The organism is Microbulbifer mixtoriginis (SeqCode) (assembly GCF_052467235.1).
Map to the genome: position 1 here is coordinate 283,565 of NZ_CP174305.1, position 25,402 is coordinate 308,966.

The 25,402-nt window shown below is 45.0% G+C and carries 21 protein-coding genes; 14 read left to right on the top strand and 7 right to left on the bottom strand.

Annotated features, from left to right (window positions below):
- Positions 1–110 precede the first annotated feature (110 nt).
- On the top strand, positions 111–1,640 hold the full coding sequence (locus ACJJIO_RS01150) for a flavin-containing monooxygenase (RefSeq protein WP_444910961.1): 1,530 nt from the start codon (positions 111–113) through the stop codon (positions 1,638–1,640).
- Between the two features lie 102 nt (positions 1,641–1,742).
- Here the strand turns inward: ACJJIO_RS01150 and ACJJIO_RS01155 are convergent, their stop codons facing one another.
- From ACJJIO_RS01155 to ACJJIO_RS01175, 5 genes are all read right to left on the bottom strand, one after another.
- Entirely contained in the window at positions 1,743–2,666 is a 924-nt protein-coding gene (locus ACJJIO_RS01155; RefSeq protein ID WP_444910962.1) for a phytanoyl-CoA dioxygenase family protein, read from the bottom strand.
- Positions 2,567–2,965 (bottom strand): hypothetical protein, encoded by a 399-nt coding sequence (locus tag ACJJIO_RS01160; RefSeq protein ID WP_444909884.1) that lies wholly within the window; start codon positions 2,963–2,965, stop codon positions 2,567–2,569. Before ACJJIO_RS01160 ends, ACJJIO_RS01155 begins: the two co-directional genes overlap by 100 nt.
- Before the next feature lie 72 nt (positions 2,966–3,037).
- Positions 3,038–5,050: an alkyl/aryl-sulfatase gene (locus tag ACJJIO_RS01165; RefSeq protein WP_444909885.1), complete on the bottom strand. Its 2,013-nt coding sequence runs from the start codon at positions 5,048–5,050 to the stop codon at positions 3,038–3,040.
- Between the two features lie 281 nt (positions 5,051–5,331).
- Positions 5,332–6,486 (bottom strand): acyl-CoA dehydrogenase family protein, encoded by a 1,155-nt coding sequence (locus ACJJIO_RS01170; RefSeq protein ID WP_252085529.1) that lies wholly within the window; start codon positions 6,484–6,486, stop codon positions 5,332–5,334.
- Positions 6,487–6,790: 304 nt separating this feature from the next.
- A complete protein-coding gene (locus ACJJIO_RS01175) occupies positions 6,791–7,300 on the bottom strand; it encodes an Lrp/AsnC ligand binding domain-containing protein (protein ID WP_252085528.1) in 510 nt (169 codons plus the stop codon).
- A 141-nt stretch (positions 7,301–7,441) separates the two neighbouring features.
- Between ACJJIO_RS01175 and putA the strand changes: the two genes are divergently transcribed.
- The 8 genes from putA (at position 7,442) to ACJJIO_RS01215 (ending at position 16,563) form a co-directional block, all read left to right on the top strand.
- The gene (gene putA, locus ACJJIO_RS01180) at positions 7,442–10,588 is read left to right on the top strand and encodes a bifunctional proline dehydrogenase/L-glutamate gamma-semialdehyde dehydrogenase PutA (RefSeq protein WP_444909886.1); all 3,147 of its coding nucleotides are present in this window, start codon (positions 7,442–7,444) and stop codon (positions 10,586–10,588) included.
- Between the two features lie 404 nt (positions 10,589–10,992).
- The gene (locus tag ACJJIO_RS01185; protein ID WP_444909887.1) at positions 10,993–11,484 is read left to right on the top strand and encodes a hypothetical protein; all 492 of its coding nucleotides are present in this window, start codon (positions 10,993–10,995) and stop codon (positions 11,482–11,484) included.
- Between the two features lie 477 nt (positions 11,485–11,961).
- A complete protein-coding gene (locus tag ACJJIO_RS01190; RefSeq protein ID WP_444909888.1) occupies positions 11,962–12,207 on the top strand; it encodes a hypothetical protein in 246 nt (81 codons plus the stop codon).
- 80 nt (positions 12,208–12,287) lie between these two features.
- Positions 12,288–12,713: a hypothetical protein gene (locus ACJJIO_RS01195; protein ID WP_444909889.1), complete on the top strand. Its 426-nt coding sequence runs from the start codon at positions 12,288–12,290 to the stop codon at positions 12,711–12,713.
- Between the two features lie 488 nt (positions 12,714–13,201).
- Complete coding sequence (locus tag ACJJIO_RS01200; RefSeq protein WP_444909890.1) at positions 13,202–13,480, top strand: hypothetical protein; 279 nt, start codon at positions 13,202–13,204, stop codon at positions 13,478–13,480.
- A 525-nt stretch (positions 13,481–14,005) separates the two neighbouring features.
- A complete protein-coding gene (locus ACJJIO_RS01205) occupies positions 14,006–14,344 on the top strand; it encodes a transposase (RefSeq protein ID WP_444909891.1) in 339 nt (112 codons plus the stop codon).
- 939 nt (positions 14,345–15,283) lie between these two features.
- Positions 15,284–15,781 (top strand): GNAT family N-acetyltransferase, encoded by a 498-nt coding sequence (locus ACJJIO_RS01210; protein ID WP_444898470.1) that lies wholly within the window; start codon positions 15,284–15,286, stop codon positions 15,779–15,781.
- Positions 15,782–15,996: 215 nt separating this feature from the next.
- Complete coding sequence (locus ACJJIO_RS01215; protein ID WP_444909892.1) at positions 15,997–16,563, top strand: hypothetical protein; 567 nt, start codon at positions 15,997–15,999, stop codon at positions 16,561–16,563.
- An 805-nt stretch (positions 16,564–17,368) separates the two neighbouring features.
- Here ACJJIO_RS01215 and ACJJIO_RS01220 read toward each other — a convergent pair.
- On the bottom strand, positions 17,369–18,397 hold the full coding sequence (locus tag ACJJIO_RS01220; RefSeq protein WP_444909893.1) for an AraC family transcriptional regulator: 1,029 nt from the start codon (positions 18,395–18,397) through the stop codon (positions 17,369–17,371).
- Positions 18,398–18,571: 174 nt separating this feature from the next.
- Between ACJJIO_RS01220 and ACJJIO_RS01225 the strand changes: the two genes are divergently transcribed.
- The 5 genes from ACJJIO_RS01225 (at position 18,572) to ACJJIO_RS01245 (ending at position 24,728) form a co-directional block, all read left to right on the top strand.
- Positions 18,572–20,488 (top strand): DUF3604 domain-containing protein, encoded by a 1,917-nt coding sequence (locus ACJJIO_RS01225; protein ID WP_444909894.1) that lies wholly within the window; start codon positions 18,572–18,574, stop codon positions 20,486–20,488.
- A gap of 104 nt (positions 20,489–20,592) precedes the next feature.
- The gene (locus tag ACJJIO_RS01230) at positions 20,593–21,507 is read left to right on the top strand and encodes a peptidylprolyl isomerase (protein WP_444909895.1); all 915 of its coding nucleotides are present in this window, start codon (positions 20,593–20,595) and stop codon (positions 21,505–21,507) included.
- A complete protein-coding gene (locus tag ACJJIO_RS01235; protein WP_444909896.1) occupies positions 21,497–22,558 on the top strand; it encodes a HupE/UreJ family protein in 1,062 nt (353 codons plus the stop codon). Before ACJJIO_RS01230 ends, ACJJIO_RS01235 begins: the two co-directional genes overlap by 11 nt.
- Positions 22,559–23,193: 635 nt before the next feature.
- Positions 23,194–24,051 carry a hypothetical protein gene (locus tag ACJJIO_RS01240; RefSeq protein ID WP_444909897.1) on the top strand — a complete coding sequence of 286 codons (858 nt, stop codon included), beginning with the start codon at positions 23,194–23,196 and terminating at the stop codon, positions 24,049–24,051.
- 197 nt (positions 24,052–24,248) lie between these two features.
- The gene (locus ACJJIO_RS01245; RefSeq protein ID WP_444910963.1) at positions 24,249–24,728 is read left to right on the top strand and encodes an AAA family ATPase; all 480 of its coding nucleotides are present in this window, start codon (positions 24,249–24,251) and stop codon (positions 24,726–24,728) included.
- Between the two features lie 22 nt (positions 24,729–24,750).
- On the opposite strand, the gene ACJJIO_RS01250 is transcribed toward ACJJIO_RS01245, so the two are convergent.
- Positions 24,751–25,383, bottom strand: a complete 633-nt coding sequence (locus ACJJIO_RS01250; RefSeq protein WP_444909898.1) for an MIP/aquaporin family protein — start codon at positions 25,381–25,383, stop codon at positions 24,751–24,753.
- Positions 25,384–25,402: the final 19 nt, after the last annotated feature.

Sequence of the window (25,402 nt, forward strand, 5' to 3'; positions counted from 1 at the left end):
GCTCCTCCAGGGCGCCAGCTGACGCCTCAAGATAATTTTTTGTCGCAATGTAGCAATAAAAAAGCTTCACATCTACGCAGTCTATTGCGTCTAAAGACACAAAAAGGATGATGATTTTGCAACCACTTCACTTTGATGTGCTAATTATTGGAGCCGGGCTTTCCGGTATCGGAGCCGCCTGCCACCTGCGCCGCGAATGCCCCTCCAAGAAAATTGCCATCCTAGAGCGTCGCTCTCAAATCGGAGGCACCTGGGATTTATTCCGCTACCCAGGTATTCGTTCGGATTCAGATATGTTCACTTTTGGCTTCGATTTCCGCCCATGGCCGGGACTGAAAGTACTGGCTGATGGACCCTCTATCCGCCAATATCTCATTGATACTGCAAACGAGTATGCAGTTAGTAGAGATATTCACTTTAATGTCGACCTCCACAGCGCCAACTGGGATAGCCAAAAAGAACTATGGATTCTGCAGGGAAGCAATACTCAGAGCGGCAAGCCCTGTTACTACAGCTGCAAGTTTTTAATCTCATGTACCGGGTATTACGATCATTCCCAGGGATATCTCCCAAAAATTCCTGGTGCCGAACAGTTTCAGGGTGACTACATCCACCCCCAGCACTGGCCGGAAAAACTGGATTACCAAAACAAAAAAATTGTTGTGATTGGCAGTGGTGCCACCGCTATTACCCTGGTACCCGCCCTGGCTGATCAAGCCGAGCATGTCACCATGTTACAGCGCTCTCCAAGTTATGTTATTTCCGTACCCGCGTTTGATAAACTCTCGGCACTGTTACTAAAGTTCCTACCAAAATCCTGGGTGTTTAATTTTGCGCGCTGGCGAAATATAAAAATACAACGCTGGCTCTTTAAGGCTTCTAAACGCTGGCCACATTTTATGCGCAAACTGTTCCTGCGGGGTGTTCGCAAAAGCCTACCCAACGACTTTGATATGCGTCACTTCACACCGAGCTACAGCCCCTGGGATCAACGTATTTGCGCAGTGCCCGATGATGATTTCTTTGCAGCAATAAAATCAGGCAAAGCCTCAGTAGAAACCGGGGAGATAAAAGCCATTGACAAACAGGGTATCGAGTTGGAATCAGGGCAACAGATCGATGCGGATATCATTATCACAGCTACCGGATTAAATATCCAAGTGCTCGGAGGTATGCAGCTGAGTATTGATGGCAAGAAAGTACCCATCAGTGAGAAGCTCACTTACAAAGCTGTGCTCTTGGAAGGTGTCCCCAATATGTCTTGGGTGTTTGGGTATACCAATGCCCCCTGGACCCTAAAAGCAGATATCTCTGCCCGCTACATCTGCCGTTTAATCAATTATATGGATGAACATCAGTATGAGATTTGTTTGGCGGAAGATAACGAGGCCTGCGCTGAAAACAACTCTGTGATGAGTAGCCTGAGTTCCGGTTATGTCAGAAGAGGAAATCATGCACTTCCCCGCCAGGGTAATAAATACCCGTGGCGTCTTCTGAATAATTACGAACAAGATTGCAAAATTTTACTACAGGAGCCTATTAAGGATTCTTATCTTACCTTTCAATCAAAAAAGGCTTCCGCAAACTTAGAAAAAGAAACAGCTAACACTGTCATAACAGAAGATATGGCCACCCATTAAACAAGAGAGGATCGTTAAGCGATGCCCCAGTTTTATGTGGAGTAGCAAGGTGCTTAGCGAAGCTAATAAACGAAGGTTTATACAAAATTCAAGAATGAAAACTTAGTCGTCCATTACTTTATTGTAGCCATAACTATCTGTCCCATATACTTGAAAATTGGGTACGTCTGGAAGCTTGTATTCAACTAACCCTTCTGCCGTTGAATACACATCAACTCCTGATGGAGCCACCCTAACATGATTTGGTGTACAGCGAGCCACAACAGAAAACCGTGAATCATCATTACTGGTGTTTGGGTATGAAGCGTGCATATTCAAGGAGGAAAAAATCAGGCATTCACCAGCCTTCATATGGAGGTCAACAACTTTAAACTTATCAAAGTAGTCCTCACCTAACAGCTCAACTGCTGTACGAAAAAGTAGTGTACTCTTTACAAAAATAGTTCCATAGAGCGCTATTTTGAGCAACGCATATAAATGCGAAATAGAAAATGGCAACAATGACAAGTAAAAGATTTGATTGCCCTGAACATAACCATAGAGATAATCCATCCGAGCGTCGCCCATTGACCCCGGCAATATACGCAAACAACCATTTTTCTCCGTGCAGTCTGTAAGCGCCACCCAGGCGTTCAACTGGATAACAGCTGGGTCCATCTTCTGGCTTGGCTGTAACTTGGCATACTTCCCTGTCTCTCGGAAAGTAGCATTTTGATGCCATATCGTCCCCCTTGCACCAGGGAACTTATGAAACATTTGGCTCCGCCAACACATAACTTCATCACCCAACAAGCTAGCTAGGCGCTCTGTTATTTGCGGCCTGCGAAATAGTGCTCTTAGTGACTTTATTCTCAATGCCTGATAAAGCCCGGCCACCTCTATCGACCACTGATCATGCCTTTCAGCAATGTCTTTAACTTTTTCGCTCATGTAATTTTTCCCATGAAAATCACATGAAAACTCGTCCAGTAGCTCACCCCTAAGTTGCTCTGCCTCACTTTTAGAAATAACCTGAAACGGAGGCAGACAACCATTTTTCTCAAAAAATCTAAATCTTTTTTATTGAGAAAACAGCCCCCCTCCTTTGGCCTATCCAGCTTATCTCGAGAAATAGTTACGGTCAGGTTTTTAAGCGAATCCAGATCATCAAGCAATCGTTTTTTCTTTTTCCCCTGCCACGGCAGAACAAATACTTTATGAAGCATTACCAGTGCCACCATCGCCCATACCCGCAGGGATTGCAGACTTGTTATTTCAAACCCACCAGCAACCTCCTCTATAGAGCCAAATCCTTTAAGCATTTCCGCCAAAGTGCCCTTTTTCATAAGCATTCCGACTTATAGTTACCAACGAAAATGAAACCCCATAATTTCTAATATCAGCCAGAGAAAAATAGTTTACGGTTGTTCCGCTGGAGTATTTATATTCATAGGTTCTGGAGTAACCAGATTCCACCAAAAATCAAACTTATCCATAAGGGAAAGCAATACCTTTAATTGCCCCACATCCCCATCAATTTTCACCGCACCTTCATTCAGTTTTTCCTGTATAGAGGATACCCCCAGGATAATATCGTTGAGATCATTGCGATTAATAGTAACGAAGCTTTGGGGCTTTTCTATTGGGGGGCCGTAGTTGAGCACAGCATTCTCAAGCACAAGAGAGTATGCTTCCTGTATGTCCGGCAAACTAATATTAATAGCAATCTGCTTCCCGGTGGCCTTGGGCCCATTTAATCGAATTCCCAGATAATCAAAAATAAGCACCGTAGGCATACTGCGAATGGTATCGGCACTGGCAGTTAATGGCACTGGCAATCGCTCTATGCCATCACGCAACTCCCTGGCGCCACTTAAGAAAAAGTTCCTCCATGTACCATTCTCTTGTTGGTAACCCATCTGTTCCAGCGCATTCGCCAGCAGGTCACGGGCAGCACGGTTGTTGGGTTCAGCGGAAACCAGCTTGTCCAGCACCTCCGCCACCCAGCGGTATTCTCCAGCCTCATAATCTTTCATGGCTTGCTTTATGAGATTGGCCGCACCCCCCATATATTGAACGTATTTTTTTCCCGCCGCCGTGGGTGGCATTGGATAGAGCCGCGCTGGATTTCCATCGAAGAACCCAAGGTAATAATTCCAGACCGCTCGGGTATCGTGATTGACACTGCCATAATATCCACGATTGGCCCAGTATTGGGAAAGCTCTGGGGGTAGCTGCATTAACTCGGCAGTCTGGACCATGTTATAGCCATGATTGGCCAATCGCAGGGTCTGGTCATTGAGGTACTTATACAGGTCGCGCTGCTTTTTCAAATGGTTGACGACCTTCTCCGGCCCCCAGGTGGGCCAGTGGTGTGGAGCAAAGAGCACCTCCGCCTGCCCCCCCCAACGCTGAAGTGTCTCATTGAGATAGCGAGACCAGGCTCGGGCATTGCGCACCTTGGCGCCGCGCAGGGTGTAAAGGTTGTGCAGTGTGTGAGTGGCATTCTCCGCAGCAGTAAGCGCCTTTAATTCGGGAATATAAAAGTGCATTTCTGCTGGGGCCTCGGAGCCCGGTGCCATCAAAAACTCAAACGTGAGGCCATCAATTTTTCTTGTTTCACCAGTTTTACTGATCGTATCGGTAGGCTCAATCAGAGTGACCGTACCTGTGGACGTTTCCAGCCCCAAGCCCGACCCCAGAGTACCCATTGGGCCTTTGGGTATAAGGTTGCCATACATAAAACTGGCACGGCGCGCCATATGATTACCGGCAAACACATTTTCACTGACCGCCTCAATTAAAAAATCTTTGGGCGCGATCACTTTCACCCTGCCAGATTTTACTTCCTCTTCATTAACAACCCCACGCACACCGCCGTAATGATCGACATGGCTGTGAGTATAAATCACTGCCACTATCGGTTTATGCCCTCGGTGCTCACGATATAAATCCAACCCGGCTTTTGCGGTTTCCGTAGAGATTAAGGGGTCCATAACAATGACCCCAGTATCCCCCTCAATAAAAGTGATATTGGAGAGATCCGCACTGCGCACCTGGTAAATTCGCGGTATCACTTCATAGAGACCGCCCTGGGAGATTAACTGAAGCTGGCGCCAGAGACTGGGGTTAGCTGTGGCAGGGGCTTGTTGGTCATTGGCGAATTGGAAGGCCTGCAGGTTCCATACCTGATCACCTTTTTCATTTTTGATAATACCGTCATTCAAAAGTGGGGCAATAAATCCCCTTTTTACATTGGCAAAATCCTCCCGATTGACAAAGGGCAACTCTTTCAGTACCGCCTGATTTGCTTTTTTTGTAATTACGCTGGCAGGCTTTGGCTCGTACGCCAACAGTAAACTGGGAATGAATAACAAAAAAAATAAGATCAGAGCGCCATTTCTAGCAATAGCACCTCGGTTTTTTTTCATTTTTCTCACCCGATATTAAATTGCGCCAAACCCTGTAGTGGATCTGCCGATTAGTAAAAAATAATGGTTGAGAGCAAAGTGGAAGAAGAGGCTCTTCTGTAGAGAATAGGAAGGATTATAGGCTGGCAGAGGAAGGTCGTTAGTCACTAGCCCCGCTATGAAGGGCGGGGCCAGCCAGGGTGTCCTGGCTTGGACACTATAAGGTGCGGCTCCAGGGGCACTGGGCAAGTCGGAAATAGTCCACCTCCCCAGGGCCACAAGTCACTGGCTACATAAATCCATCAACGCACATCGAGTAGATGCCGGGCGATAATCAGGCGTTGTATTTCGCTGGTTCCCTCGTAAATAGTGGTAATGCGTACATCGCGGCTCATACGCTCCAGCGGATACTCGCGGGTATAACCCACCCCACCGTGAATTTGTAGTGCCAGGTAGCAGGCCTCATTGGCTTTTTCACTGGCAAACAGCTTGCCCATAGAGGCCGCAGGGCCGAATGCCTGACCGGCATCTTTTTGCCATGCGGCTTGTAACAACAGCAAACGAGCACCTTCCAACTCGGTATATTTATCAGCCAGCTGCCACTGCAAACCCTGGAATTGCGCCAACTTCTTGCCGAATTGCTCGCGCTCGTGCATGTAACTGCGAGCGCAGTCCAATGCCTCAAGACCGATGCCCAGCGCCAGTGAGCCGATACCTATGCGCCCACCGGCCAACTCGCCGGCGGCAATGCGGAAACCGCGGTTCTCTGCACCCAACAGATTGGCGGCGGGGATTCTGCAATTGTCGAAGGATACTTCATTGGTAACAGACGCCTTCTGTCCCATCTTCTCCTCGGCCTTACCGATAATCAAGCCCGGTGTGCCAGCCTCCACCAGGAAGCAACTAATGCCTTTGCCTTTGGCCGCCTCGGGATCGGTTACTGCCCAAACTACAAAAATGCCAGCGAACTCAGCACTGCTGATAAACAGTTTGCTGCCACTGAGCACATATTCGTCACCGTCTTTCACGGCGCGGGTGCGCATGGCTGCGGCATCGGAACCTGACCCCGGTTCTGTCAGGCAAAAAGAACCCGCGGCATATTCACCGCTGCAAATCTTGGGTAAATACTTTTGTCGCTGCTCTTCATTGCCGACGGCCTGGATGACCTCGGCCACCATATTGGTAACAGAAGTGGTCGTAGCCGTGGAACTGCAGCCGCGGGCGAGCTCGGTAATCGCCAGGCTGAAAGCTATGGTGCCGGCACCAGTGCCACCGTAGTTGGGATCGATATTGATCCCCATAAAACCCAGTTCAGCCAAGGCTTTCAGCTTGGCCAGCATCAACTCGCGGTTACCGGTTTTATCGAGCTCTGCGGCGATGGGCTTCAGTTCGCTCTCGGCAAACTGACGCGCCGCATCCTGAATCATCTGCTGCTCTTCGCTCAGTGAAAAATCCATACAGTACCTACTTTATCGTTATCGCGGTTGGATGGGCGGCACAGGGCACCGCTCACTCATAATGTTGAGGATAATAAAATCCTGGCAGACATTGGTTGCCAATTCGCCATTTTCCCCTGGGAAATCTGCAATCAATAGAAAGGTTTGCGGTGCTGGGAAGTGTTTAGGTGTGTAGCCCTGTTCGAGCTTATCCCGGAAAGATACCTAACGAGTGCTCTCTCCCCCACCGTCTCGGCAACCTTGTTTGTTTATTATCTGCCAAGTGGTGAGCGTTTCGGCCATCCTTGACCGTTCAAACGCAGGCCTAGCGCCTGGTAGTTTTACCTTTAGGCTCTGGATCAGGTACCGCCACGGCAGTATCTGTTTTTACTTCCTCCATCACCACATAGGTGTGGGTTTCCCGTACACCCGGTACCGAGGCCAGCTTCTCACCGAGAAAACGGCGGTAACCCAGCATATCCTTAATGCGAATCTTCACAAGATAATCAAAGCCGCCGGCCACCATATGACATTCCTGCACTTCCTCAAGGCCTGCCACATGCTGGTTAAAGGCCTCCAGGGCCTCGGTAGCGGTGTTATTCAACGTCACCTGGATGTATACCACCAAGCCGGCATGAACCTTGAGAGGGTCCAGCAACGCCACATAATCACGGATAAAGCCCTCTCGCTCGAGGCGCTTGACCCGCTCCAGGCAGGGGGTGGGACTGAGGTTCACACGGCGCGCCAACTCTACGTTTGGCAGGCGGCCATGCCGTTGAAGAATCCGCAGTATTTGGCGATCGATACGATCCAGATCTTCCAACTGTCGAGACATTACAAAATACCCTACTGGCAATCACGCATTTAGGCGTGATATTTAACCACAACCGTCGCCAAAATGGCGATTAATTCTAAGCACTTTCGCACATAATCCGGTCTTTTATTCTGACCCTAGATATAGAGCTTGGGAGACGATATGTCGACAAACTTCGCCGGAGATCTCCAGAATGCCCGAGAGCGGGCACACGAGTATTTGCACGCCGACGAAAACCAATGTGTTAGCGAGCTCCTGGCCGCCCCCCGCCCCAGTGACGCCCTACGCAAGAAAATTCTGAACACCTCGCGCGAGCTGGTGCGCCACTCGCGCCAGCAGCGCAGCAAGCGCGGTACTCTCGATGCCTTCCTGCAGCAGTTCGGCCTTTCCAATAAAGAAGGCGTGGCACTGATGTGCTTAGCGGAATCCCTCCTCAGGGTTCCCGATGCTGATACTGCCGACAAACTGATTGCCGAGAAAGTGCATTCCGGCAACTGGTCCAGCCATCGTGGCCAGTCAGATTCTCTGTTCGTGAACGCATCTACCTGGGGGCTGATGCTCACCGGCAGCGTGGTCGAGCTGGACCCGGATATTACCGAGCGCCCCTCTCACTGGATGAAGCGCCTGATCAGCCGCATCGGCGAACCCATGGTGCGCACCTCTATGATGCAGGCCATGAAAATTATGGGCGGCCAATATGTATTGGGCCGCACCATCGAAGAAGCCCTGAAGCGCGGCCCCAAGGAAAACCTGCCCGGCACCCGCTTCTCCTTCGACATGCTCGGCGAAGGTGCGCGCACCATGGCCGACGCCCAGCGCTATTACGACGCCTATATGATGGCCATCGAAGCCATCGGCAAAGACAACAGTAAACGCGATGTCGTCGAAGCTAACGGCATCTCTATCAAACTCTCCGCCCTGCACCCCCGCTACAGCGTATTGCAGCGCGAGCGCGTAATGAGCGAACTGCTGCCGCAGGTAAAACGCCTGTGTGTGGCCGCCGCCAAATACGATATGGGCCTGAATATCGATGCGGAAGAGGCCGAGCGCCTGGATATTTCCCTGGATATTTTTGAAGCCCTGGCCCGCGACCCGGAACTGAAAGATTGGCAGGGCCTCGGCTTTGTTTTGCAGGCCTACCAGAAGCGTGCCCCCCATGTGGCCGACTGGTTGATCGCCCTGGGCCGCGACACCGGCCGCAAGCTGATGGTGCGCCTGGTTAAAGGCGCTTACTGGGATAGCGAAATCAAGCACGCCCAACAAATGGGCTTGAGCGATTACCCGGTGTACACGCGCAAATGCCACACCGACTTGTCCTACCAAGTGTGTGCAAAAAAACTGCTGGACGCGGAAGAAGCGATTTACCCGCAGTTCGCCACCCACAACGCCTATACCGTGGGCCTGATTTTGGAGATGGCCGGCGAGCGCACCAATTTCGAATTCCAACGCCTGCACGGCATGGGTCACCTGCTCTACGCACAGATCGAAGCCGTACACGGCAAGCGTGTACCCGTGCGGGTTTACGCCCCCGTGGGCGCCCACCGCGACCTGCTGCCCTACCTGGTGCGTCGCCTACTGGAGAACGGCGCCAACAGCTCCTTTGTGAACCGCTTTATGGATGAAGACACACCCATTGAAACACTGGTGCAGGATACCCTCGATTTAAGCGAAGCCTGCAACCCACTCCGCCACCCGCAAATTCCTGTACCGGAGAATATTTATATGGGCGCAGAGGCCCTGCCACGGAAAAATTCACACGGCATCGAACTGACCGACCCACTCGCAGTAGAACCCCTGCTGGAAGAAGTACAAAAACAACAGGGCAAGCACTTCCTCGGTGGCCCTATTGTTGATGGCGTAATGGGCAAGTCTGAAGAGCCGGTCTATAACCCAGCCAGCGGCGAAGTAATCGGCCATACCGCCAATACCGACAAACATTTAATTGAGCGGGCCTACGCCTCCGCCACCGAAGCGCAGATCGACTGGGACCGACAGGGTGGCAACAGCCGCGCTGAGATTCTCGATCGTATCGCCGACTTCTATGAGAAGAAAACCAACGAACTGGCAGCCATTATCTGCCTGGAAGCGGGTCGAACTCTCAACGACGGCATTAGTGAAGTGCGCGAAGCGGTAGACTTCTGCCGCTATTACGCCAATGCCGCGCGCCAACACTTTGCTGAGCCCACCGAGCTGCCCGGCCCTACCGGTGAAAAGAACCAACTGTTCCTTGGCGGTCGCGGCGTATTTGTGGCCATTAGCCCCTGGAACTTCCCCCTGGCCATCTTTACTGGCCAAGTGGTTGCCGCCCTCGCCGCCGGTAATGCCGTACTGGCCAAGCCCGCCGAGCAAACCCCAATCATCGCCGCCCACGCCGTGCGTATCATGCTCGACGCCGGCGTTCCCCCCAAGGTACTGCACCTGATTACCGGTACCGGCGCCGCCGTGGGTAAACTGCTGATCGAAGATCCGCGCCTGGGCGGCGTAGCCTTTACCGGCTCTACCGAAACTGCGCGCCTGATCAACCAACAGTTGGCCGCTAAAGAGGGCCCGATCGTACCGCTGATCGCCGAAACCGGCGGCCAGAATGTCATGGTCGTAGATTCCACTGCCCTGCCCGAGCAAGTAGTGGACGATGTAATTCAATCCGCCTTCCTGAGTGCAGGCCAACGCTGCTCCGCCCTACGTATTTTGTGTGTGCAGGACGTAATTGCAGATAACCTGCTCAATATGCTCAAAGGCGCTTGTGAAGAATTGACCCTTGGCGACCCCAGTAAACTGGAAACCGATATCGGCCCAGTGATCGACGAAAAAGCCCTGGGCTTGCTGGAAACCCACCGGGAACGTATGGCCAAAGAAGCAAAACCGCTATTTGCCTTCGACGAAAACAAAAAACCCATCCAAGGCACCTTCTTCGGCCCGCAAGTGGTAGAAATTGAAGATTTCTCCCTGCTCAAGCGCGAAGTCTTTGGCCCCTTCCTACACGTGGTGCGCTTTAAAGCCGAAGAACTGGAGGACGTGATCCGCCGTATCAACGCCACCGGCTACGGCCTCACTTTCGGCCTGCACTCCCGCATCGAAGGCCGCGCCGACGCGGTATTCAAGCGTGTGAACGTAGGCAACTGCTACGTAAACCGCGATATGGTAGGCGCAGTGGTAGGTGTAAACCCCTTCGGCGGCCAAGGCCTCTCCGGCACCGGCTTCAAAGCCGGCGGCCCCCACTACCTGTTCCGCTTTGCCACCGAAAAAACCAAAACTATAAATACCGTTGCCACTGGCGGTAATACGCAACTGTTTAGCTTGGGGCAGTAGGCCTTAAGAGCTGAAAGAGCGGGCAAAGCCCGCTCTTTTTTACTTCAAAATCACAATCACCTACCACCCCCTCCCCAGCGCTCACAGCCCCACCCTATTTAGCCAAACCCAAAATGTCACTGTTAAATGGCAATAATGCTTAAAACAATGTAGCTACGGCGCTGTTCTCTAGATGTATCCAAGATCAAAAGCAGCGGCACATATCCACCGGAGCAACCAGCCAACTCACTGACTTTTAAGGCATTGTCAATAATATCAAAAGCCACGAAATAACAAGATAACTATGCAACTTCTTATATCCACATTCTGACGTTTGTACTAATTATGTCTAAAAGACTGAGTTTTTCTGGTTTTTTTCGCTATGCCTGCGGTCTATGATGATGGGATATATGAATGGAGATATAATGCAGCTGCTTTTGAATACGCTGTTAGGTATCAGAGATTGCATGAAGAAAATATCTGGAACAACATTCTATTTTAAGAAGCTTTTCCCAAGTATATGGTTTGGGTTTCTTACATTATTTTTGGTCACCTCTTTAATAGCTGGGGCAACCAAAGAGTCATTGATGTTTTTGGTCATGCCAGTGTTCATGGCTGCCTTTGGCTTTTTCTTCTTCAAAAATCTACTCTGGGATCTAGCTGACGAAGTCTATGATGATGGTGATTCATTACTCTTCCGAAAAGGAGGGAAGGAGCAAAAAGTTCTTCTCAAAGATATTGTTAACATTAGCTACAACCAAATGAGCTCACCAGAAAGGATTATCTTACATGTCCGTTCAGATGGTGCCATAGGCAAAGAGCTGGCGTTTAATCCCCCAATGAGGCTAAACCCATTTTCAAAAAATCCCATTGTAACTGAGTTAATCGAGAGGGTAGATCGTGCCAGAAACACCTAACAAATTGCTGAAATTTGTTCCGGCTGCCGTTTAGCAGGACGTTATGAGTCCGAATGACTGGGTTTCATTGTGAATGAGAAAATAAATATATTTCTATCAAGCTTGTTTATCCTTGTCGTTGTAGTTGGATTGTCAATTTTTGCGGGTGTTGCGTACATCTATACACTTTGCGGTCTATCGGTGTGGGCTGTGATCGGTCACTTGGTCACGCTAGATGATGATATGCCGGGAGAGTGGAGCAACATGGAAGGTTCACCCGAAGTTTGGCGTAGATCAAGAGTAGAGCTTTTAATAAAATCCTTAGTAATGTTTTCTCTCGTTACAACTACGTTCGCTTTTCCAAGCCTGGGAGAATACGGTGCCCACTGAAGTCGCGGAAACTCATAACAATGCCGGGCAGTTTGCTCCGAGCCTGCGGCCCTCCGCGAGACAGCCTACGCTCCGCTTCGGCTGCCCTTGCTGGCAACGTTAACCCATATGACTAAAATGGAAGATATAGAAGTTTACGTGAAAGGAAATGAAACAACGCAAGTGGTTTCATTCCTCAATGAAGAGATTGGTGCGTTGTCTTGCGATTGCGAAATCAATGAGAGATATACTTTATTCACGTGTAATAAGACTGCGGTTCTGATTAATACTGGCATTAAAGATGGTTATATATCAGTTTTTATCAAGGGTGCAGAAAAATGGAACTCTGATGTTGAATTTGCTAGAAGGCTATGAGCAAGGGGAGAGTTTTGTTGAGTGGGGTTAACAAGGCAAAGCACGCGTCAAGCGCGTGTTTGCGACGTTAGGGCAGCATCATGCTAAGAATTGTTGCTGCCATGTGTTTGCTAATTTCTAGCTCAGTTCTAGGAAGTGAAATTTATGGCAAGTATGAAAGCGAATCAACGATAGGCCTAGGCCTATTTGGCGGGCACATCTTAGAAGTAAACAAAGGTGGTTTTATTCACCAAATGACCACCGACATCCTATGCGATAGAAGTGACCCAAATTGTCATCTTAATAACCCGCCATACAGGCCCTATAGAGGTTCATACTCCTTACATGGAAACCAAATCACCTTCCAAAGTGAGTTCATGGATGAAAAATCATACTTTTACGTAAAGTATCGCAACCAAGAATTTCTTCTAACTGAATCAGAGAAGTTCGCATTTGATCAAGCAAGAAGGTTACCCCCGGTGGTATTAATTAAGGTGGCTGATAGTGCCGTGCAAAATCAGCCCTAACATTCACAGGCAGTTTGCGCCGGCCCCTGACAGGGCCTCTGCGGGACGGCCTACGTTACGCTTCGGCCGCCCCTGTTGTGGGCGTTATTGTGGCGGTCTAATTTTTAGATGTTTTGTAGCTGCTGCAAGCATCAATCTCTATCTGAGCACTCTTTTCCTGAGAGTTTTCCTGTAATCTGGTACCGCAGTTTCGCTCCAGTGCCATCGTTTTAAGTCAGCAAGCCCTGCAAGCCAGCTACGCCATCATAGAGTGCGAATCAGATAGTTAACTGGTTGAGAAAGTATGGTATTTTTCCCTGTAAATTTATCGGGCAGTGGCCAGCCAAAGTTGGCTGGCAGAGAGCTAGTAGGTCGTTCAGTGCGCGCCAACTATAACCAGGCCAGGCAAGAATGCCCAGCCGGAGGCTGGGCTGGACAGCCTACGCTCCGCTTCGGCTGCACTTGCTGGCAACGTTATGTTTCGGTAGCAGAAAGCCAAGGAAAGCAAAATGTTCAGCTATAAAAATCTTAGAAGCGAAAATCTGAAGCCGCTACTTGCAGTCCTCAAAATTTTGCATTTCATTTCAACTGCTGTACTTGCTTTAGTCCCGATCTGTATTGTTCCTGGAATGTATTTTGGTGTCTCCGTGCCATATATGCTTTCGTTTGCTGTCTACGCAGCTTTTGGGATTATTTTGGCCGGGTTGCTAGCGTCGCTGGTGGCATTTGAAGAGAGTTATCGTCAAAGAACTGTATATTTAGAGGCTACGCGGCGAGATCAAACATAACAATCATGGGCAGTGAAGCTCCGGCCCTTCGGGCCTCTGCGGGACGGCTTACCTTATGCACGTTTTGCGCGGTCGCTTCGCTCCCATTTTCGCACAAAACGCGCATAAGGCAAGCCGCCCATGCCGTGGGCGTTAGGAGGCCCACAAATGCAGAGAAAGCACAGAATATTCGCCTACTTAACTGTGTGGATTGCTTCATTCTATATAGCTGGGTTCTTCTGTTTATATCCTCTGATGGCCAGATATACAGTTGGTGTAGAACCAGGTTATACAATCGCACGTACCGCTATTTTTCTACATAGTACTTTTTATCAGCCATTAATTTCTTATGCAGGCCCTGAGAGCCGCATCAGTAAATTGTGGTATAAGAATTCTCTTTACTGGTGTAATAGAGTTCATGAGAGAGAGTTTTGCGAATCAAGATCCTAACAAGCGGCTGTAGTCGCCATGCTTTGCATGACTGGAACGGCTTTGAAACCTCCCCCCATGGAATAGACGCCTACCTTTTGAATAGGATAGGAAAAAATGCCGAAAATACTGAGTGAAGAGCGGATTGTTGAATACTCAACAGAGCTCAAAGTTAGAGTGGTAGCTCTCACTAATCAACTGAAAGTAGATACGACTACTATCGCTAACATTATTGGTTTGCATCCAATAATGGTGTATAGATGGCGACAGGAAAGTAGAGAAGGCAAGCTGGTCGAGAAGCCCAGTCGTAGAATAAGTATGACAAAGATAACGAAAACTCAGTCTCAAACTGATGATAAAGAGATAAAACGGCTTAAAAAGCAGGTTGAGAAATTGCAAAAGGAGAATGATCTCCTAAAAAAGTGGGAAATGTACCTGAACGTTCATAGCTCTTAATCGATCAGACCTTGGTGTCAGGTACTTATGTAGAAATTTAAATATTAAACCTCAAGTTTTTTATAAGCGGCTTAACAGTGATGAGAGTACTCCAGACATAGAAAGTAAACGGATTCTAGGGTGTATAGAGGCTATCTACACGCAGCATAATAGTAATTATTGAAGCCCAAGAATTAGCACAGATCTGAAAGCTAATGGTGAGTGAGCAAATCACAAACGCGTTGAGCACCTTACGCGAGAGATTGAAGTCGTGGGAAAAGCAGGAAAGATCTATCGTCAACGCCCGTCACCTGAAAACCCTTGTATTAAGATTGAAAATATACAACGAGAGCATGGTATGTCGACGAAACCAGACTCCCATGGGCAAGTGATGTGACCTATCTGAAGATCAATAGGAAATGACAATATTTAGCCGTGATTATTGACCTTTACTCCCGAAAAGTAGTGGGTTGGGAATTGTTGGATACTCGAACTGTTGAATCGACACTATCAGCGCTAAATAAAGCTTTCTGTCGCAGAAGCGATAAAATCAGATCTAATATTTCACAACGACCGTGAGTCTGAGTTCGGTGCCTATGCATACCAAAACCGACTCAAAGAACCAGGTATTGACCCAAGCATGAATCGACCAGGGTTTATGAATAATAATGTGTATGTAGAATCATTTTTCCAGACACTGAAACTGAGAGTATCAAAGGGTTTTACTTTGAGTCGGTTAAGGACCTTAGGGCGAACTTATCTTGGTGCCTTGATAAATGCTATAACTTGAAGAGAAGACATAGTTCAATTGGGTTCAAAACCCCAGATGAATATGAAAGAATAGCCGCATAAGGTGAATATAAGGTGGCGTCTACTTTCAGGGGGGGCTCCTGCGCTATGCTTCAGCCACCCCTAAACCGAACGCAATGCGTTCAATCCAATTTACAATAAGGGTGTAGCTTGAAAATAAGACATTTAGAAGAAATAGACCATAAAGATCTTCATGAAATTTACAGCTTTAGTGAGGTATTAGCGAATACTTCACAGCCTCCATTTTTGAGTTCCTCACAAGTTTCAAACCTGTTCTCGTCACCGGATCAATACACTCTGATTGCAGAAATAGATGGGAAAGTAATTGGACACGCCACTTTATTCCTAACAAATAAAGCACGTGGAAAACACACTGCTTCAGTAGCTATTGCTGTTCACCCTGCTAGTCAAGGTAAAGGTGTAGGGAAATCTCTAATGCAAGAGGCAATTAATCAGGCTGATAACTGGCTGAATTTAGTACGCGTGGAATTAGAAGTACATGCTGATAATATATCAGCAAAATCTCTATATGAAAAAATTGGATTTGAAACAGAGGGTGTAAAGCGTTTGAGCACGTTTAAAAATGGTCGATACATGGATATGATATTAATGTCAAGAATTAACCCTAACTACAGATTATACACATAAAATAATATTCAATAATGACTTCCAACACTTGATTTTTTTCATTCAATCACGGGCTTCCTGTCTAAAGCATAGTGGTTTGAGTTTAGTAATAGTGCTGATCAAAACTTATTGTGGCGCTGCTCAGGCAACATATAACTCCAGTATGCTTTAGCACCAAAAGCCTTACAAATTTTTAAAAATCGCTTCATAAAGCGTAACCTATTAAAATAGAATTCATGAAAATAAAAATTAGAAAAACTTTGAAATCAATCGTTAATATACTCACTTGGATATGGCTTCTAGTACACGGAGCTTTTTCAGCTCATGCTTTTACTTTTTCTCAAGACACAGAAGATAAAGTATATGTAATTAAAAACCCTTGGTTTTTTAAACTACTTAACCCTATCTCTGGTGATTCTCTAGGGTTTACACTTCCTTTCATCGGTGTTGCTTACATCAACGAAACGGCGGTAAAAAATGCAAAGACATCTATAGACGGAGTAATTAAGCATGAAGCTAAGCATATCGAGCAATATTGGGAGTTGGGCATACAACACTTTCAGGTAGATACATGGAAGTTGGAAGGTGTGGCTGAATATGCTCGCGGAGAATCTACTATCCCTCTTTGCGCTTCTGCACTCACTGAAAGTAAAGAGCAACAAAGATACCGGGATTACCATATTGTTGTAAAATATCTTATTGAGAATAAAGGCCTAGGTGAAGGTGGGATATACAGATATCAGGGATACCCATTAAGCGAAGCAGACGATTGGGTAAGTACGGAAGTTTGCGGGGACGCATAACACGATATAAAAATTATGAATTGAATTGACAGACCTCACTATTCTGCCACATTAACCATAGCTATTCGTAGATTTTTATAAAAAATCGAATTTGGGAAAATTACGAAACAACTAAAATGGTATCAAACAAAGAAATATCAAAGCTTAAGCATTTAAGTATCCAAATATAGCACATTACTAAGACCAACCTCTGACAATTAGCTTCTAACGGCTGAAATGACAGTATGGGGCAGCTTCATAACGGTTGCCTTATACTACTGATTGTTAGCGCAGGTTTGTGTTTGACATTCACTTACGATTAGAAAGTATCCTATATTTTTGTGACTTTTCATAGTACAGTAGTAAATCATATATAAGCTAAAACTTTATGGCCATAAATTTATCCACCCTACCCTAGTAAATAGTAGATGATATGATTCCATCTATCCTCCACAGAGTCTGTCAGTGCTACACCATCCTACATATTGGATCGCCCAGGACGTAAACACTAAAACTAAGAAGACCATCGAACTACCAAAGATACGGTAATAGGCGACAAGAAATACGAGCTTAATATTCTAGATAACCGACTAGCTGCCCATATAGTAATAGATCCTCACACTATATTCGCACAACAAAGATCGCCGAAAATGGATTGGCCTGAATAGCTCAATATGCAAAGGCCTATCTATAGGAGCCTCAAGAAGATCAGGGTCACCGACACCAAACAAGGGAATATCTGGACTCAATTAATCTCACATATACAAAACTCAAATATAGCCGCTGTCTCTTTGGAAGATCATACTCGCACTCAGCCTATACCAATTTAAATAGAGACACTTTCACTAAAATTATTCCGGAATTCGCGCGGTGATTGTCCGGTCCATTTTTTGAAGCTTCGAGAGAAACTACTAGTATCACAGAAACCTAGTTTATAGGCAATTAAAGTGATAGGGAGCTCATGTTGTTTAAGGTATTGAACTGCTTGATACTTACGTATTTTATCCAGAATGATCTGATAACTGGAATTTTTTTCTTTGAGTTTTCTATGTAGGCTACGACAACTAATAGCAAGCTCCCTGGCCACTGCCTCTTGTGAAAAATCTCCTGAGGGCATCAGGTCAATAAGAACTCTATTAGTCATACTGACTATGTCACTCTTCCGCAATCGCTCTAAATAATTTATCAAGGCTTGTTCATTAATGCTAACTAACTCATTGTTTCCTGAAGAGAGCTTCCGGTCAACAAACTCTTGCTTAAATCTAATCTCACAAGAATCAGCCGAAAACTTGATTGGACATCCATACATCCGTTGATGGTATTTAAGAACGGAAGGTCTCGGTCTTTGTAGATTAATAGATATTAAGTGTTGATGGACATCTGGGCATATCTTCCCAATGGACTTTATTAGCAAGGCCATAAAGGCATCTATAGCATGAATACTTGGCTCATAAATAAAGTCATCGACTTTTTTCCAAGAGACTATAACTTGCTTCTTTTCATCATGTATATTGATTCTCATAGCGGTGGTGACCACCTCTGAAAATCGTGCTGACCTCAATAAACTCTCTCTAATGGAGCTACTCGACAAGTGAGCATAACTTAGAGCGTGAAGATTTGTATGTTTGACGTACTTAGTAACTTCCAATCCAATACAATCATCACCTGAGATAGCTTCGGCGAATTCCCATAGTTTTTTCATATTGCCTAGAGGTATTCTTTGATTTGCATCCTCAATACATTTTGGGTCAATTTCTGCACACCGTAGGATTTCTTGGGCAGAACAATATGGTTTTAAGGTCTCAATAATGGGTAATACCCACGTTGCAATGGTCGTATGTCCATACTCAGCCATTTACACATATGTCCTAATTAGTCAAGAAATTGGCCTTATCGGCAAAGAAACCTATAAGCCAATCGATTAGCATCCACTGACTCATTCCCTTGCCTGTCAAGATTATCCTAACAATCTTGGCATGTTAAGTGAGTCTATGCTTTAAAAAAGCTAACGACTATAACGATTAAAAACATGAAAAGTCTTATAAAAAAAGTTGTGTATCTTACCGGGCTGGCAGTAGTCACTGTGCATCATGTTGCTATTGCCAATGAGCCGACTCAGCTTTTTTGGGGAGATATGCACCTTCATACCTCATACTCATTTGATGCCTTCTTAAGCCAAAATTATTCGGCAACCCCGGATACCGCTTACCGCTGGGCAAAGGGGCAACCGGTCATTCACCCTTATACCCATGCAAAAGTACGTATCGATACACCTCTGGATTTTCTAGTGGTATCGGATCACGCTGAAGGATTGGGTGTTATGAGAGCAGTGGTTAATGAAACAGATGAGCTCGATAGCGAGATGTCCTTTTATCAGTCGATGATGCGCTGGTTTGCCAAGCAGCATATTCGCTATAAGGTATCGATCAATGAGGGTATGGATATTTTCAATGAGCTGCTGCCAGCTAAAGCACTAGACTCGGAAACCTACCTTGATCCTGTCCAGGATCCAGCTAACCAGCCCCCGGAACCAGTGCTTGGAGATTTGAATAAAACCCGGACAAGCGCCTGGAACGATATAATCGACGCCGCAGAGCGTCACAATAACCCAGGTACCTTCACCAGCTTTATAGGCTGGGAATGGAGTTCAACACCAACCGGGGCTAATTTACACCGGGTCGTGGTGTCCCCAGATGGTGCAGAAAAGGCTAAGCAGTATCTTCCTTTTGGGTCTGACCAGAGCCAATATCCAGAGGATTTATGGTACTGGTTAGATGAGACTTCTCAACGAACTGGCAGTGAATTTATTGCCATCCCTCATAACTCCAATGTTTCCAAAGGCTACATGTTCGCAGAAACCACACTGCGCGGTGAGCCAATTGATGCACAGTATGCGCGTACACGTATGCGCTGGGAGCCCTTAGTCGAAATAACACAAATTAAGGGGGATTCAGAAACCCATTCAAAACTTTCACCGCGAGATCCCTTCGCCGACTTCGAAAATTATCCATTTTACTTACAAGCTGATCCAGAGGCTTACCGTATTGCTAAAGGTGACTTCATTAGATCCGCCTTGCGTACTGGCCTGGAGATACAGGATAAAATTGGTGCAAACCCTTATAAGTTGGGTTTTATAGGGTCCACGGATTCACATACTGGTATGTCTACTGCAGAGGAGAACAATTTCTGGGGTAAATTTGCCCATGATTCCATACCAACTAGTAAGCGTACCAACACTGTCATTGGCGGGACCAAGGCTACTGGCTGGAATATGTCTGCTTCTGGACTCGCTGCCGCTTGGGCAAAAGAAAATACAAGAGAAAGCCTTTTCGCTGCGTTTAAACGCCGTGAAGTGTATGCCACTACCGGACCTAGAATACAGGTACGTGTCTATGCCGGTTGGAACTTCCCTAAGCACGCCATAGATGCTGAAAATATCGCCGAATTGGGATACATCCATGGCGTACCTATGGGAGGAGATTTGACCAAACCACAAGAAGCTAACAAACCAATTCAGCTACTCATACGTGCGGTTAAAGATCCCAAAGGAGCAAATCTGGATAGAATCCAAGTTGTTAAATCCTGGTTAGATACGACAGGAAAAAGCCATGAAAAAATATTCAATGTTGCTTGGTCTGGGGAACGTACTCTTAACAACCAAGGGAAATTAGATTCTGTGGGTGATACAGTAAATCGAGAAACAGGACAATATACTAATAAGATTGGTTCTATTGAATTATCCACTTTATGGCAAGACCCAGATTTTGATGTAAATGTACGCGCTTTTTACTATGTTCGAGTATTGCAGATCCCTACTCCACGCCATTCACTCTACGATGCCGTAGCCTCAAAAGAAATTAATGATGGAAGTATTCAGATACCACCTGAAGGGCCCGCGGTTCTCCAGGAGCGTGCATACACCTCTCCTATCTGGTATACCCCCTAATATCTTTAATAAAACCGATAACTAAAGAGTCCTGATGGTTAATTTCGTTAATCCATTCTGATGAAGAATAGAAACTCTCAATAAATATCAATGGAGGACATTAAATGCAGTGGAAGTTTGAAGAACTAAGAAAAGAACCCCTGCTACACTTTTTCATTATCGCATTAATACTATTCATCGCTGCAGAATTTCTAAACAAAGATAATAGATTCAATCAACAATACACCCTACTTATAAACGAAGACAAGATCATTGAGTACCTCCAATTTCAGAAAAAAACATTCAACCAAACATTTGCTAGGCGTTATTGGCAAAGCCTAACTCAAACTGAAAAATTCAACTTGATTGATGATTACATTAGGGAAGAAATACTTTATCGAGAAGCGATCAATCTAGGTTTACAGGAACATGATCAAATTATACGAAGACGACTTATTCAAAAATTGGACTACGTAACTGGAGGCTTTTCTAGCAAAATAAGTATTACAGATGAAGATTTGAAAAATTACTTTAAACTTAATCAAGAAAAATATCGTATCGAAGCATCAATTACTTTCACCCATGTTTTCTTTGATGCGAGGCATTACTCTAAAGAAAATTTAGAGGAGACCGCCAAGCAGACTTTGGATCAACTTTTAAAACAATCAATCCCTTTTGAAAAATCTTCCCTCTATGGGGATAGGTTTCTTTTCCATCGAAACTATGTAGAACGAACTTCTCAACTAGTAGCTAGCCATCTCGGAAAAACTTTGGCGCAGAATGTTTTTCGCCTGCCCCTAAACACCTGGTCTGGCCCGCTTGAGTCCCCTTATGGTCTACACCTGATATTGGTTAGCGATCACAAAAAAAGTCGCCTACCCAGCCTTAGCGAGGCCTACCCCTTAATTCTAGAGGATTATCGACGAGAAAAATTGGAAGTGAATAAAAAAATGAAATTTAAAGAATTGCTGGCTGAGTATAGAGTTGAGTGGGACAACTCCTTACCTTATGTGCCTATGGACACAATCTATGCTAAATAGAAGTCTCTACAAGACCATTACAACCATTATAATTTCGTTACTAGGTACAATCTTTAATAATCTAAGCTTTGCTCATGATGGAAGACCGCTTTACATTGAATTAAAAGAGATCTCGGAAAGCAGATACATCCTTCGCTGGAAAACACCGCCAGTTATGCAACCAGGTACTGAGCCTGAAGTAAGTTTGACAGGAAATTTTTGCCAAAGGCACTCAACTACATTAGATTTTTCTGGGCGTCATGTTAAGAGCTATCTATGTCAAGCCTCCCACCGGCATGATTTTAAAAAAGCAGAGAACACCCTTAAATTAAAAATCTCATATCCAATTGCTAACCCTGCCTTATCAAGCTTAATTCAATATAAAAAACTTAAGGGTGATACAATCAACATCTTTAATGGCCCAAAGATCTTAGTAATAGACTTGCCTTACAAATTAACCATTTGGGAGTGCGTTAAACAGTATATCGAAGCTGGATTTCTACATATACTAGAGGGCTATGATCACTTGCTTTTTGTATTTTGTTTAGTATTTATTGCCCAAGGTCTTAAGAGTATTTTAGTCGCTATTAGTGGATTTACATTAGGACACTCCCTCACATTGGGGCTCGCAAGTTTAAATCTATTCTCCATTAGAATTGATGTTGTGGAAGTTTTGATTCCATTAAGCATTATGTTTCTAGCCGCAGAAATTGTATACGCCATTGAGCGGGGTAATAAAAACACTTTGACCTGGCGTTATCCTGCTATTGTAGCTGGTGGATTTGGGTTGTTACATGGGTTCGGGTTTGCCAGTGCATTAACAGAATTAGGTCTTCCACAAAGTCAGAAAATCATCGCTTTGTTTAGCTTTAATATAGGTGTAGAGCTTGGGCAGATACTCTTTGTTTTAGTCACGATTGCTTCAATTTTCCTGACCAAGTGGACCTTTTCAAGGTGGAGCGTTTCATTTTTTTATAAACATATCTTCGCACAGTCAGGGTATATTATTTATCCAGTTGGAGTAGTTAGTGCATATTGGTCAATCGACAGAGCTCTGGGTTTGATTTACTAAGTTAAGTAAACTGTTAACTTTAGGCTAAACCGATATTAATCCAATAAAGCATTTCGAACCCTGAAAGATCCAAAAGGATCAGCTATATCGTATTATTTGTAATACCGCTATGAAAAGAATGCTGCGCTTGCAGTGCTGCAACTCAATGAAACATCGTTCAAATCATACCCTGCAGGGGTATCAGACCGACATATGATAAGATTCATAAGGTGCCAAGCTTTCCATATCTGGTACATTCCACTTCATCATTGCCTCATAAAGAGGCTAACTAAAACGTCAGTACAGATATTGAAGTCCCGCTGCAGTGTGTACATTGGTGCCAATTAGGTGTAAGTCTTCATAGCTGGCTCTTTTCAGATTCCTCCATCTCAAGCCAGTAATCCAGCCCTTAAAGTCAGTGTGCCAAGAGGTAATTTGCTTGAGAAGTGAGTATGCTAGTATTCGCTCGGTTTGTAACGGGTAGCTATAGGTAAAGGCATTTGGTATATAGCCTCTTCAAAATATGGTTAATATCAAATTTTACTCACAACCTGTCTAGCTATTCCTATACCTTTTGGTTAAGTAATTTTCTTACACTTGAAGAACTAATAATAATGAGAAAATACTGAACATTTAATTTTATCAAGGGATTGCATATGACTCCAGATATTTTCACCGACTTAAAAATCCAGCAAATGATTAAATTTTGCTCTACTGGCTATGATGTATGGGGTAAAATTATCAAGAGAGATGTCAGCAACAACTACGTTGCTGGCCGCGATCGTTCTATAGAAGGTCAGATATATTGGAATCACCTTAACAGTGAAGTTAGTTGTATTTTGGCTATTCACTCCTTTCTCAGGGAATACTTAACCTCTAAAGTGCCAGCTAGTGAAATCTCACAGCTTGACTCGATGAAAAACAGCTTTTTGTTAACGGTTGTAGATTATCAAAGACTTTGCTCCACAGCACACCTTACAAACAATATTGACAAGAAAATTGAGAAAAATAATGCTCTCAAAAAAGACAGAAAAATTAACCTTGGCATTTCAACTTCTTCTTTAGCCTCATCCATCCATGATATACCCTCAAAGATCAATGGAATTGTGGCCACTATACTTGCACTTAAAAGTCTAAAACAAAATCTTGGGGCGGTGGATACCAGTTGGAGCGAACACTATAGAGCTGTCCGTCGTGATTTTCTGGCTATTGCTTCAAATATCATTGGTCTTTTTGCACCAACAGCAGTAGGAAATACAATTATTGTCGCGTGGATGTATAGCGATATACGTGACCTTAAAAATTTTAATAAAACCGGTCTAGAATTATCAGAAAACAAGCAAAAACTCTTAGATGCTGCTGGCAAATTCAGTGGCGATACATCCATAGGCGACTTCTATACTTACGTGCTTGTAACAGCGCTGGCAGAGCATTACGGTTTTTCACCGAACAACGGAATTAAGTATAATCCACAGCACCCGCATCTGAATATGGCGAAAGTTATTATGGGGTAGAATATAACTATCGGCTATTTTACATCACAAGAAAATATCTATTCAAAGCGCAGAAATAGTAATATTGGTCAACCTTAGTATCGAGACAAGCCAGGAACATAGATCGTTCTTTGCTACTATTTCTGCTCTTAAAATCAACAGGAAGAGTTATTAACTAATTCTCTTTAACTATTTTATAGGATACATCATTGAGCAAGGTGTTAATATTTGGTAATTCAGCCTCAGGGAAATCTACTCTAGCAAAGTATCTTTCCCAGAAGTTAGGACTTGCACATTTAGATTTAGACACTTTAGCATGGCTGCCAACCTCTCCCCCGCAAAGAATGCCTCTAGATGAATCTCAATTGAAGGTCATTGACTTTCTAGAGAAATATGAAAACTGGGTGGTAGAGGGGTGTTATACAGATTTATTAGAAATTCTGGCTGACCAAGCCACTGAAATCATATTTATGGATCTTAGCATTGAGCAATGTATACACAATGCCAAGTCTAGGCCATGGGAACCGCATAAGTATGACTCTAAAGAAGCTCAAGATTCAAATCTAAATATGCTGGTTAATTGGATAAAGGATTATAAAACAAGGCTAGATACCTTTTCTTATGACTCACATTTGAAATTTTATGAATCCTTCCAAGGGAAGAAATCTATTTACAGTAAAAATCAAACTTATACTTAAAAAGGATGATTCTACAATGCTACTAAGTATGTTTACTGGGCCTAAATAGTAAGTAACTAATCAATGCTCCTACAGCTCCACCAACAAAGGGCATGAATAAATAATCCCAGCTCCAGGCCTTTGTTGCCAAAGCCACAGCCGGGTTTAAAATTCCGTATGAAGCATTGTGGGATACAATCAACCCTAGCAGTAGTGAGCCACCCACAACAATCCCTGAGGTGGCCTTACTTATATCTTTATTATATGTCGTAGACATAACCCCAAAACTAAAGAAAGCAGTTCCCAATGCTTCACCAATACCGCTAAAAACAGAGGCTTTATGAGAAACCAGCCAACCTTCCTGCCCCAATGGCACATACATGGTTACCATCAGTAACGCCAAAACTCCTCCACAAACTTGAACAATAATATAACCCAGAAAGTCTCTAAAGCTAATCTTCTTGGAAATTAACATGGAAAAAGAAATTGCTGGGTTGATATGACAGCCAGAAATACCCCCAAGGAGATATACGCATAAGCCCAATGCAAGCCCCGCAGCAATAGGTGTCGCTATGGGAAAAGGGTTGCTTGGGGTTAGAGAGGTTAATACCGCTGCAGCGAGAATGAAGGTACCAATCAATTCTGCAGATAACTTTTGTATAAAAGTATAATTCATAGGCATCCTCTCAACATCA